The sequence below is a fragment of the Thermomonas carbonis genome (assembly GCF_014396975.1).
GTDB lineage: Bacteria > Pseudomonadota > Gammaproteobacteria > Xanthomonadales > Xanthomonadaceae > Thermomonas > Thermomonas carbonis.
On record NZ_CP060719.1, the window covers coordinates 758,886 to 770,244 of the forward strand.

The following is an 11,359-nucleotide window of genomic DNA, read 5'->3' on the forward strand; positions in this document are numbered from 1 at the left end:
CCGGGTTACGGTTCGGTATGGCGCACCATGCGCCGGGGACCCATGATGAAAAAGACGACCGCCGCGCTCGCCGTGGTGTTGCTGGCCGGCTGTGCCAGCACGCCCGTCTCGAAGCCGAATGGCGATGCCAAGCCTGATCTCGGTTTCGCCGCCGATCCCTACCCCGGCACCTACAAGCGGGTGATGGGCCCGGCGGTCCTGCTGCAGCACGCCACCGTGCTCACCGGAACCGGCACGCGACTGGACGATGCAGACGTGCTGATGCGCGACGGCAGGATCGTCGCCGTCGGCACCGACGTGGAGGCGCCGGCCGACGCCGTGCGCGTGGACGCTACCGGCAAGTGGGTGACGCCAGGCGTCATCGACATCCATTCGCACCTGGGCGTGTATCCCAGCCCGGGCATGAGCGCGCACAGCGACGGCAACGAAGCGACCTCGCCGGTTACCGCGCAGGTATGGGCGGAGCATTCGATCTGGCCCCAGGACCCGGGCTTCCATACCGCGCTCGCGGGCGGCGTGACCAGCCTGCAGATCCTGCCGGGCAGCGCCAACCTGATCGGCGGGCGCGGAGTCACGGTGAAGAACGTGTCCTCGGTGACCTACCAGGGCATGAAATTCCCGGGTGCACCCTGGGGCCTGAAGATGGCCTGTGGCGAGAACCCCAAGCGCGTGTACGGCGGCAAGGGCGGCCCGTCGACGCGGATGGGCAACATCGCCGGTTACCGGGCAGCGTTCGCCGATGCCGCCGACTACATGAAGAAGCGCCGGGACGCCGCCGGCAAGCCTGACGGCGCGGGTAAGCGTGACCTCAAGCTGGATACGCTGGCCGGCGCGATCAACGGCGACATCCGCGTCAACATCCACTGCTACCGCGCGGACGAGATGGCGATCATGCTCGACCTGGCCAAGGAGTTCGGCTTCAAGATCGCCGCGTTCCACCATGCCGTGGAGGCCTACAAACTGGCCGACCGCTTGGCCGCCGAGGGCGTCTGCGGCGCGCTGTGGGCCGACTGGTGGGGCTTCAAGATGGAAAGCTTCGACGGCATCCAGGAAAACATCCTGCTGGTCGACCGCGCGAAGGACGGCTGCGCGATCGTGCATTCGGATTCCGAGGAAGGCATCCAGCGGCTCAACCAGGAAGCGGCGAAGGTGATGGCGAATGCCGGCCGGGTCGGCATCGCGATCAGCCCCGAGCACGCGATCCAGTGGATCACCCGCAACCCGGCCAAGGCGATGGGCATCCTCGACCAGACCGGCACGCTGGAGGCCGGCAAGATGGCCGACGTGGTGCTGTGGAACGGCAATCCCTTCAGCAGCTATGCGCAGGCCGAACAGGTGTACGTGGACGGCGCGCGGATGTACGACCGCCGCGATCGCACGCGGCAACCGACATCGGATTTCCTGCTCGGACAGGACGTGATGCGTGGGGGTGTGCGATGAGCGCCTTCGTTCTTGCTCGTCACTCCTGCGAAGGCAGGAGTCCAGTGTCTTTTGCGAAAAAGCAAAGTCGCTGGGTCCCTGCCTTCGCAGGGACGACGGCTGCACTCCTCATGCTGTTCACCGGCCTCGCCTCTGCACAGGACCTGCTGATCCGCAATGCCACCGTGCATACCGCCACCGCGCAAGGCACGCTGCAGGCGAGCGACGTGCTGGTCCGCAACGGTCGCATCGCCGCGATCGGCAGCGGGCTGGCCGCGGGCAATGCCAATGTGGTCGATGCGCAGGGCCAGCCGCTGACGCCGGCGCTGTTCGGCGGCATCACCGACATCGGCGTCGAGGAAGTCTCCGGCGAATCGTCCACGGTCGATGCCACCCTCGCACTGGGCAATGGCGCCAGCGACATGCAGGTGCGCCCCGAGTTCGATGTGACCCTGGCCTACAACCCGGATTCGATCCTCGTCCCGGTGGCGCGTGTGGAAGGCATCGGCTGGACCTTGCTGTCCGCGGGCAGCCGTCCGGGTGGTTCACTGATCGGTGGCCAGGGCGGCGCGGTGCGCCTGGACGGTAGCCTCGATGCAGTGGGTCCGCGCGCGCTGTTCGTCACCCTCGGCGGCGATGGCGCCAACCTCAGCGGCAGTTCGCGCGCGGCGCAGTGGATGTTGCTGGACCAGCTGATCGACGAAGTGCGTGGGCGCATCCCCGCCGATTCGCAATTCGCCCTGCTTACCCCGGCCGGCCGCACCACGCTGGCGAAATACGTCGGCGGCGGCGGACGGGTGATGGTGCGCATCCAGCGCGCGTCCGACATCGTCCGCGTGCTGCGCTGGGCGAAGGCGCGCAACGTGCGCATCGCACTGGTCGGCGCGGCGGAAGCCTGGAAGGTCGCGCCGCAAATCGCCGCCGCCAACGTGCCGGTGTTCGTGAATGCATTGGCCAACCTGCCGGCGGACTTCGACGAACTCGGCGCGACTCTGGAGAACGCGTCGCGCCTGCATGCAGCGGGGGTGAAAGTCAGCTTCTATCAATCGGGCGATGCGTCGCACAACGCGCGCAAGATCCGCCAGCTGGCCGGCAACGCAGTCGCCAACGGCCTGCCGTGGGAGGCGGGCCTGGCCGGCCTGACCACGGTGCCGGCGAATGCGCTGGGCGTCGGCGGCCACGTCGGCAACACCATCGCGGTCGGCCAGCGCGCCGACCTGGTGTTGTGGAGTGGCGATCCGCTGGATGTGGCCAATATCGCCCGCCACGTCTGGCTGGACGGCCGCGCCATCCCGATGCGCTCGCGCCAGACCGAACTGCGCGACCGCTACCTGCATCCGGAGACGGGCCTGCCACGCGCGTATCCCGCCGACGCACGCTGAGGCATCGCGCGCCACCCGGTCGCCGACGCATGTCGGCGACTGGGCAAGACCGCCGCGAGCGAACGTGACGCGAACGCGCTCACGCAACTGAATCGCAGCCATCCCGATGCTGCAAGACAACATGCTTTCTACCCAAGTACAGATGCAACCGGCACGCAGTTGCGGTACGTTCGGTGCAACAGTCGGGGGACGGGAGCAGGACAAATGCGCATCGGCATCGTGGTGGACTCGGCATGCGATGTGCCGGCGGATTTCATCGAACAGGAAGACATCACCATCCTCCCGGTGACCGTGCAGATCGGCAATGCGGTGCTGGCCGACATGCGCAATGAGGAAGCAACACTCAATTTCCTCACCGGCGACACCGCCGCCCAGGCCTACAACGCGGAAACCACGCCCTACACGGTGCAGCAGGTGCACGACCTGTTCCTGAACAAACTGGTGCTGGACTACGACTACGTGTTCTGCATCTGCACCACGCGGACGCGCAGCGGGATTTTCGACAACGCGCAGCAGGCCAGCTACACCATCCTCAACGACTACAAGCCGGTGCGCGCGGCATCCGGCAACAACACGCCGTTCGCGCTGCGGGTGATCGACAGCCAGAACGTGTTCGCCGGCGTCGGCGTGCTCGCGATCGAGGCGGCACGGATGCGCGCCGCCGGGGAGACGCCGCCGAAGATCCGCGCGCATCTGGAGAACCTGGCGAACAGCACCCACGGCTACATGGTGCCGCCCGACCTGCACTACCTGCGCAACCGGATCAAGAAACGCGGCGACAAGAGCGTGAGCTTCCTGAGTGCAGCACTCGGAACGGCCCTGGACATCAAGCCGATCCTCACCTGCCATCGCGGCGAGACCAGCCCGGTCGGCAAGGTCAAGGGCTTCAACGCGGCGGTCGAGAAGATGTTCGACTTCGCCGGCAAGCGGGTGCGCGCCGGCCTGCTGACCCCGACGATGAACCTCAGCTACGGCGGCGAGATGGAAGAGATGCGCAAGCTGCCCGGATACGAACGCCTGCGTGAAACCTGCGCCGAGCACAACGTGGAGGTGTTCGAGTCCTTCATGGGCCTGTCTGGCCTGGTCAACGTCGGCAAGGGCGCAATGGTGCTCGGGTTCGCCAGCGAGCCGCACAAGTTCGAGTGAATCGCACGGCGACCACACCGCGCTAACGGCGAACCACTAGGCTGTGTGCATTCCCCTTCCACCGGAATGCACATGCCCACACGCTATTACATCAACCTCCCGGATCCCGCGCGCGCGCGCGGCAACGATCCCGACCTCGCGTTCCGCGCACAGGGCGCCGAGGCCTTCGCGGCTGAACTGCAGGACGCGTTGCGCGACGATGCGCTGTTCCAGCGCTGGCGCGCGAAGCAGGACGATCCGGATGACGTGGACGAAGCGCTCGGCGCGACCGATGCCGGCGCGACCGTCGCCGGCAAGCAGGAAGACCTGCAGATCGGCCTGGTGGTGACCACATCGCTGCCATCGTCGGTATTGCGGCAACGGCTGGGCCTGCTGGCTGGCAACGGCTGGCAGCTGCGCGACGTGACCTCGGCCTGACGATCGCCACGTTGGCGACGCCCGCACTGCTGTCGTGGAGCGGCGGCAAGGATGCTGCCTGGGCCTTGCACGTGCTGCGTGAACGCGGTGAGCTCGACGTGGTCGGCCTGCTGACCACGGTCACCGAAGGCTTCGAGCGCATCTCGATGCAGGGCATCCGCGTCGATGTGCTGCAGCAACAGGCGCGCGCGACCGGATTGCCGGTCTTGCAGGCACGCATACCGCAAGCCTGCGACAACGCGACGTACGAAGCGGCGTTCGCGGCAGCACTGGTCGATGCGCAGCTGCGCTGGCCCGGGCTGCGCGACATCGCCTTCGGCGACCTGTTCCTCGCCGACATCAAGGCGTATCGCGATGCATTCTGCGCCCGACACGGCTGGCGTCCGCACTACCCGCTGTTCGGCAGCGACACCGCATCGCTCGCTCGCGACATGATCGCCGGTGGCTTGCGCGCCCGCCTGTGCTGCATCGACACCACCCAGCTCGATCGCGCCTTCGCGGGACGCGACTTCGATGCGTCGCTGCTCGCCGACCTGCCCACCGGCATCGACCCCTGCGGCGAGAACGGCGAGTTCCACACCTGCGTGTCGGCCGGCCCGATGTTCGCCGCGCCGCTGCACTTGCAGCGCGGCGAGACCGTCCTGCGGGACGGGCGCTTCGCCTATACCGATTTCGAGCTGGCAACACCCGGCCCCGAATTGCCGCTGGCGACGGGAACGCCCACACAGGCCGGTACCGCAGCGTGCTGAGCGAGGTCGATCCTTACATCGGATTCCTGCTTGGCATCGGCGGCATGGTCCTGCTCGCCTCCTGGGCACCGCTCGGCCTGAAGCGCTTGCCGATGCCGATGACCTTGCCGATCGTCTGCGTGGCGCTGGGCGCGTTCCTGTTCGGCAACAACGTGTTCAGCGGCGACCCGAGTCCGCGCACGTGGGACACCATGACCGAGCGGATGACCGAACTGGTGGTCATCGTCAGCCTGATGGGCGCGGGCCTCAAGCTGGACCGGCCGCTGGGCTGGCGGCGCTGGGGGACGACCTGGCGGCTGCTGGCGATCGCGATGCCGCTGACCATCGCCGCAACAGCATGGCTGGGGATGGTCGGCCTGGGTTTCCCGCTGGCGTTGGCGCTGCTGTTCGGTGCCTCGATGGCCCCGACCGACCCCGTCCTCGCGTCCGATGTGCAGGTTGGCCCGCCCGGCAAGGGAGACGGCGACGAAGTGCGCTTCGGCCTGACCTCGGAAGCGGGGCTCAACGATGCGCTTGCATTTCCCTTCGTCCACCTGGCCATCCTGGTCGCGGCCGGCGGACTGGGTGGCGCGGCCGCGATCGGAGAATGGTTCGGCATCTACGTGGTCTGGAAGCTGCTGGCCGGGCTCGGCATGGGCCTGCTGGTGGGCCGCGCGATGGGTTTCCTGATCTTCAGCAGCCGCCGCGGCGGACTGTCGCGCCATGGCGACGGCCTGGTGGCGCTGGCCGCCACCCTGATCGCCTATGCGGCGACCGAGATGGCGCATGGCTACGGCTTCCTCGCGGTGTTCGTGTGCGCGCTGACGATGCGCGCGCGCGAGCGCCACCACGAATTCCATGAGGAACTCCATCACTTTTCCGACCAGGTCGAACGCCTGCTGATGCTGCTCCTGCTGGTGCTGTTCGGCGGTGCACTGGCGCGTGGCCTGCTGGATGCGTTGACGCTGCAGGACGCGCTGGTCTGCCTGGCCATCCTGCTGCTGGTGCGGCCGCTGGCCGGCATGCTGGCGATGGCGGGATCACCGCATCCGCCGCGCGAACGCTGGCTGCTGGCGTTCCTCGGCATCCGCGGGATCGGTTCGATGTACTACGTGGCGTACGGCATCAATCACGGCAGCTTCGGCGACAGCGAGCGGCTATGGGCCGCGGTCGGCTTCCTGGTGCTCGCCTCGATCGTGACCCACGGGCTGAGTTCCGATGCGCTGCTGCGCCGTTTGGCGCGACGGCGCGCACAGGCGGATCCCGCCGCTTAACTTTCCGCCGCTGCGCCGCTTCGCAATGCCGCCGCGTGATGGGCCACGTGTTCGCCGATGAAGCTGGCGATGAAGTAGTAGCTGTGGTCGTAACCGGGGCGCATGCGCAATTGCAGCGGATGGCCGGCGGCCACCGCGGCGGCCTGCAGGAGCTGCGGGCGCAACTGGCCGTCGAGGAACTCGTCGTCGCCGCCCTGGTCGACCAGCAGCGGCAGCTTGTCCGATGCCTGCTTCACCAGCTCGCAGGCATCCCAGGCCTTCCACGACTCGCGGTCTTCGCCGAGATAGGCGGTCAATGCTCTCTCGCCCCACGGCACCTTCGACGGCGCCACGATCGGCGAGAACGCCGACACGCTGCGGTAGCGCCCCGGGTTGCGCAGCGCCAGTACCAGCGCACCGTGCCCGCCCATCGAATGCCCGCTGATCGAACGTGACGCGGTGACTGGGAAGTTCGCCTCGATCAGCGCCGGTAATTCGACGACCACGTAATCGTGCATGCGGTAGTGCGCGGCCCACGGTGCCTGCGTCGCATTGACGTAGAAGCCTGCGCCCTTGCCGAGGTCGTAGCCTTCGGCATCGGCCACGCCGTCGCCGCGCGGACTGGTGTCGGGACACACGATGGCGATGCCGTGCTCGGCGGCGTAGCGCTGCGCGCCGGCCTTGGTGATGAAGTTCTGCTCGTTGCAGGTCAGCCCCGACAGCCAGTACAGCACCGGCACCGGGCCATCCGCAGCCTGCGGCGGCAGGTAGATCGCGAAGCGCATCGTGCAGCCGAGCGTGGCCGACGCATGTTCGTAGACGTTCTGCCAGCCGCCGAAGCAGGCGCGGTGTTCGATGCGCTGCATCAGAAATGCACCACGCTGCGGATCGACTTGCCCTCATGCATCAGGTCGAACGCATCGTTGATGCCATCGAGCCCCATCGTGTGGGTCACGAACGGCGCCAGCTGGATGTCGCCGCGCATCGCGTCTTCCACCATGCCCGGCAACTGGCTTCGGCCCTTCACGCCACCGAACGCGGTACCCATCCACTTGCGCCCGGTCACCAGCTGGAACGGGCGCGTGCTGATTTCCTGCCCGGCACCGGCCACGCCGATGATCACCGACTGGCCCCAGCCACGATGCGCGCATTCCAGCGCGGCGCGCATCACGTTGACGTTGCCGATGCACTCGAAGCTGTGATCCACGCCCCAGCCGGTCATCTCGACCACGACCTGCTGGATCGGCGTGTCATGGTCCTTCGGATTGATGCAATCGGTCGCGCCGAATTCGCGCGCCATGTCGAACTTCGACGGGTTGGTGTCGATGGCGATGATCCGCCCGGCCTTCGCCTGGCGCGCGCCCTGGATCACCGCCAGGCCGATCCCGCCCAGCCCGAATACCGCGACCGAATCGCCCGCCTGCACCTTCGCCGTGTTGTGCACCGCGCCGATGCCGGTGGTCACGCCGCAACCAAGCAGGCAGACGTGTTCCGGGTTGGCGTCGGGATTCACCTTGGCCAGCGAGACCTCGGCGACCACGGTGTACTCGCTGAAGGTCGAACAGCCCATGTAGTGGTACAGCGGCTGGCCTTCGTAGGAGAAGCGCGAGGTGCCATCGGGCATCACGCCCTTGCCCTGGGTCGCGCGCACCGAGGTGCACAGGTTGGTCTTGCCGCTCTTGCAGAACAGGCACTCGCCGCATTCGGCGGTGTACAGCGGGATCACGTGGTCGCCCGGCTTGACGCTGGTCACGCCCTCGCCGACTTCGACCACGATGCCCGCGCCCTCGTGGCCCAGCACCACCGGGAACAGGCCTTCAGGATCGTCGCCGCTGAGGGTGAAGGCATCGGTGTGGCAGACACCGGTATGGGTGATGCGCACCAGCACTTCACCGGCGCGCGGCGGTTCGACGTCGATCTCGACGATCTTCAGCGGTTCGCCTGCGGCGAAGGCGACGGCGGCGCGTGATTTCATGGCGATCCTCATGCATGCAAAGACATGCGTGCATTATGCCGCGCCCGTGCGCGATGCCATTCGAGGCAGTACGCGCAGCGTGTGAGCCGCCAGAGGGGCATGTTTGCGAAGCTGGGGCATACTCCGCTGACGAGGGAACGCGGATGGACACGGCATGGGGGAAGCCCGCACACCGGTCGCTGGCGCCGGCAACGCCCGATACGATGCGCAATTCGAGCGCCTGTACGACCAGCTTCACAGCCTGGCGCGGCGTGAACTCGGCGACTCCGCGCGCACTTCGCTCGACACCACGTCGCTGCTGCACGAAGCCTTCCTGAAACTCGGCGACAGTTCGCCGGACTTCAGCGATCCCGGTCATCTGCTCGCCATCGCCGCACGCGCGATGCGCTTCGTGCTGGTCGATCATGTGCGTGCACGGACCGCCGACAAGCGCGGCGGCGGCATGGAGCGGGTGCCGCTGCTGACCGACCTGGCCGAGGACAGCGGCCCCGACCTGGCCAATCTGCTGGAGATCGACCGCGGCCTGGGCGCCCTGCAACAACTCGAGCCGCGCCTGGTCAGCGTGGTCGAATGCCGCTACTTCGGCGGCATGGAGTTTCCCGAGATCGCAGGCGCGCTGGGGATCAGCGAACGCACCGCACAGCGCGACTGGCGGCGCGCGCGCGCCTTCCTGCAGGTGTGGTTCGGAGAAGCCACATGACACAAGCACCGAACGATCCGGAGCGCTGGCGGCGGCTGTCGGCGCTGTTCGAGCAGGCGGTCGACCTGCAGGACGATGCCCGCGATGCGTTCCTGCGCGCACTGCCGGACAGCGATGCCGCGTTGATCCCGGAACTGCGCGCGATGCTCGCCGCCGACGATGCCGATGCCGCACTCGACGGACGCGTCAACGTGCCTGCCGGCGTGCAGGCACCGCTACCGCCGCATGCCGTGGGCACGGTGCTTGGTGCGTGGAAGCTCGACGGCATCCTCGGCCAGGGCGGCATGGGCGTGGTGCATGCCGCGCACCGCGTCGACGACTTCGAACAGCGCGCCGCAGTGAAATGCCTGCAGCAGCGTTGGGACGGCCGGTTGCAGGCCGGGCGCTTCCTGCGCGAGCGCAACATCCTGGCCGGCCTGTCGCATCCCAATATCGCGCGCCTGCTCGACGCCGGCATCGACGCGCATGGCCAGCCCTGGTTCGCGATGGAGCGCATCGACGGCCTGCCGATCGACGCCGATGCGGACCAGCGGCGGCTCGACCTGCGCGCCCGCGTGCGCCTGTTGCTGCGCGTCTGCGCGGCCGTGCAGCACGCGCACGAACGCTTCGTGGTGCACCGCGACCTGAAGCCCGACAACCTGCTGGTGGATGGCGACGGCAATCCCAAGGTGCTCGACTTCGGCGTGGCCAAGCTGCTGGAGGCCGATGCCGGCCAGGCCACGCGCACCGGCCTGCCCGCGGCGTTCACGCCCGACTACGCCGCGCCCGAACAACTCGACGGCGGCGAAATCACCGCTGCCACCGACGTGCACGCGCTGGGCCTGGTGCTGTATCGCCTGCTGACCGGCGGCATGCCGTACGCGCTGGACGGCCGCAGCCTGCCGGAGCGCATCGCCGCGATCAGCGGGCAGGCGCCGATGCGCCTGGAACAGGCGCTCGCGACTGGTGATGCGAACACGGTCGACAAGCGCCTGCACGACCGCAGCACCGATACCGGCAGCTTCCACCGCTTCGTCGGCGGCGACCTCACCCGCATCCTGCAGACCGCGCTGGCCAAGGAACCGCAGCGACGCTATGCCACCGTGCAGGCCTTCGCCGCCGACCTCGAACGATTCCTCGATGGCCGGCCGGTCTCGGTGTCCGGCGACACCCGTGCGTACCGCGTCCGCAAGTTCGTGCAGCGCAATCCCTGGGGCAGCGCGTTCGCGGCGATGCTGTTCGCCACCGCGATCGGGTTCGGCGTATATGCCACGGTGACCGCCAACCGCATCGCCCGGCAGGCCGAACAGGTCGCCGCCGAGCGCGACCGTGCCCAGGCCATCGCCGATTTCCTCGGCAAGTTGCTGGCGCAGGCAGACCCTACCCGCGCCGACAGCGACCTTACCGCCAGCCAGATGCTCGAACGCGGCACCACGCTGGTCGACCAGGACGAATCGCTGGGCATCGCCGAACGCGCCGCGGTGCTGACCGCCATCGGGGGCGTGTACCAGGTCAAGGGCGACTACCCGCGCGCGTTGCCGGCGCTGCAACGCGCGGTGACGCTCGGCCGCGAAGCAGGGGCACCCGACCTCGCCTTCGCCAGCAGCCTGCTGGAACTGTCGAAGGTGCACACGCGACTGGGACAACTCCCCGATGCCGAAGCGCGCGCGCGCGAAGCGGTGTCATTGCTGGAACGCCTGGCCGCGGGCGATGCCGAACACGCCAGCGGGCTGAGCCAGCTGGCGGTGGTGCTGAGCGAGCAGGAGCGACTGCCGGAAGCCACCGCCTTGCTGGAGCGCGTCGTAGCGCTGCGCAGCACGCTGCCCGATGCCGCCACCGACCAGAACCTGGCCGCCAACTACAACAACCTGGCGTTGAACCTGGTCGAGCTGGGCCGCCCCGCCGAAGCCGAGGCCGCGTACGACGCCGCGCTTGCCATCCTCGAACGAAAGTTCGGCCCCGAGCATCCGTACGGCGCGTTCCTGCGCGGCAGCCGCGCGGAGCTGCACGAACAGCGTGGGGACGCCGTGCGCGCACGCGAGGATCTGGAGCGTGCGCTCGCCATCGCCAGCAAGGCGCTGGGCGCGGAGCACCCGTTCGTCGCCGACGTCAGCGACCGGCTGGGCCGGATGGCGATCAAGCGCGGCGACACCGAAGTCGCACGCAAACACCTGGAACATGCCCTGCGGATCCAGCAGGACACCCTGCCGGCGGGCCATGCGGACATCGCCCGCACCCGCGAGGCGCTGGCCTCGCTCGACGCCATGCCCTGACGCGACGCCGGCGTGCGGCGGCCGTGTCGCCTTTCGCCGCCCTTTTCCGATCCATGTGCGCCCGGTAGTCCACCGGCTTGCCCAGGA

9 protein-coding genes and 1 pseudogene are annotated in these 11,359 nt (G+C 68.3%); 8 read left to right on the forward strand and 2 right to left on the reverse strand.

Features of this window, described 5'->3' with window-relative positions:
* Positions 1-144: 144 nt before the first annotated feature.
* The 6 genes and pseudogenes from H9L16_RS03605 to H9L16_RS03630 all read left to right on the forward strand — a co-directional run.
* Positions 145-1,440: pseudogene (locus tag H9L16_RS03605) on the forward strand (amidohydrolase); the annotation flags it as partial.
* 110 nt (positions 1,441-1,550) lie between these two features.
* On the forward strand, positions 1,551-2,801 hold the full coding sequence (locus H9L16_RS03610; protein WP_229796530.1) for an amidohydrolase family protein: 1,251 nt from the start codon (positions 1,551-1,553) through the stop codon (positions 2,799-2,801).
* Between the two features lie 204 nt (positions 2,802-3,005).
* Complete coding sequence (locus tag H9L16_RS03615) at positions 3,006-3,947, forward strand: DegV family protein (protein WP_187553226.1); 942 nt, start codon at positions 3,006-3,008, stop codon at positions 3,945-3,947.
* A 72-nt stretch (positions 3,948-4,019) separates the two neighbouring features.
* Positions 4,020-4,364, forward strand: a complete 345-nt coding sequence (locus H9L16_RS03620; RefSeq protein ID WP_187553227.1) for a hypothetical protein — start codon at positions 4,020-4,022, stop codon at positions 4,362-4,364.
* Between the two features lie 11 nt (positions 4,365-4,375).
* On the forward strand, positions 4,376-5,113 hold the full coding sequence (locus H9L16_RS03625; RefSeq protein WP_187553228.1) for a Dph6-related ATP pyrophosphatase: 738 nt from the start codon (positions 4,376-4,378) through the stop codon (positions 5,111-5,113).
* The gene (locus H9L16_RS03630) at positions 5,107-6,366 is read left to right on the forward strand and encodes a cation:proton antiporter (protein ID WP_223158169.1); all 1,260 of its coding nucleotides are present in this window, start codon (positions 5,107-5,109) and stop codon (positions 6,364-6,366) included. Before H9L16_RS03625 ends, H9L16_RS03630 begins: the two co-directional genes overlap by 7 nt.
* Here the strand turns inward: H9L16_RS03630 and fghA are convergent.
* Both fghA and H9L16_RS03640 read right to left on the reverse strand, forming a co-directional pair.
* Positions 6,363-7,211, reverse strand: a complete 849-nt coding sequence (gene fghA, locus H9L16_RS03635) for an S-formylglutathione hydrolase (RefSeq protein WP_187553229.1) — start codon at positions 7,209-7,211, stop codon at positions 6,363-6,365. The two genes, H9L16_RS03630 and fghA, sit on opposite strands and share 4 nt — an antisense overlap.
* Entirely contained in the window at positions 7,211-8,320 is a 1,110-nt protein-coding gene (locus H9L16_RS03640; protein WP_187553230.1) for an S-(hydroxymethyl)glutathione dehydrogenase/class III alcohol dehydrogenase, read from the reverse strand. Before H9L16_RS03640 ends, fghA begins: the two co-directional genes overlap by 1 nt.
* Before the next feature lie 154 nt (positions 8,321-8,474).
* On the opposite strand from H9L16_RS03640, the gene H9L16_RS03645 reads away from it, so the two are divergent.
* A complete protein-coding gene (locus tag H9L16_RS03645) occupies positions 8,475-9,020 on the forward strand; it encodes an ECF-type sigma factor (RefSeq protein ID WP_187553231.1) in 546 nt (181 codons plus the stop codon).
* Positions 9,017-11,272 carry a serine/threonine-protein kinase gene (locus H9L16_RS03650; protein ID WP_187553232.1) on the forward strand — a complete coding sequence of 752 codons (2,256 nt, stop codon included), beginning with the start codon at positions 9,017-9,019 and terminating at the stop codon, positions 11,270-11,272. The genes H9L16_RS03645 and H9L16_RS03650 overlap by 4 nt, the downstream gene beginning before the upstream one ends.
* Positions 11,273-11,359: the final 87 nt, after the last annotated feature.

Coding starts and splice junctions, on each gene's coding strand:
- H9L16_RS03610 (WP_229796530.1), top strand. CDS start 1,551: ATGCTGTTCACCGGCCTCGCCTCTGCACAGGACCTGCTGATCCGCAAT.
- H9L16_RS03615 (WP_187553226.1), top strand. CDS start 3,006: ATGCGCATCGGCATCGTGGTGGACTCGGCATGCGATGTGCCGGCGGAT.
- H9L16_RS03620 (WP_187553227.1), top strand. CDS start 4,020: ATGCCCACACGCTATTACATCAACCTCCCGGATCCCGCGCGCGCGCGC.
- fghA (WP_187553229.1), bottom strand. CDS start 7,211: ATGCAGCGCATCGAACACCGCGCCTGCTTCGGCGGCTGGCAGAACGTC.
- H9L16_RS03640 (WP_187553230.1), bottom strand. CDS start 8,320: ATGAAATCACGCGCCGCCGTCGCCTTCGCCGCAGGCGAACCGCTGAAG.
- H9L16_RS03645 (WP_187553231.1), top strand. CDS start 8,475: ATGGGGGAAGCCCGCACACCGGTCGCTGGCGCCGGCAACGCCCGATAC.
- H9L16_RS03650 (WP_187553232.1), top strand. CDS start 9,017: ATGACACAAGCACCGAACGATCCGGAGCGCTGGCGGCGGCTGTCGGCG.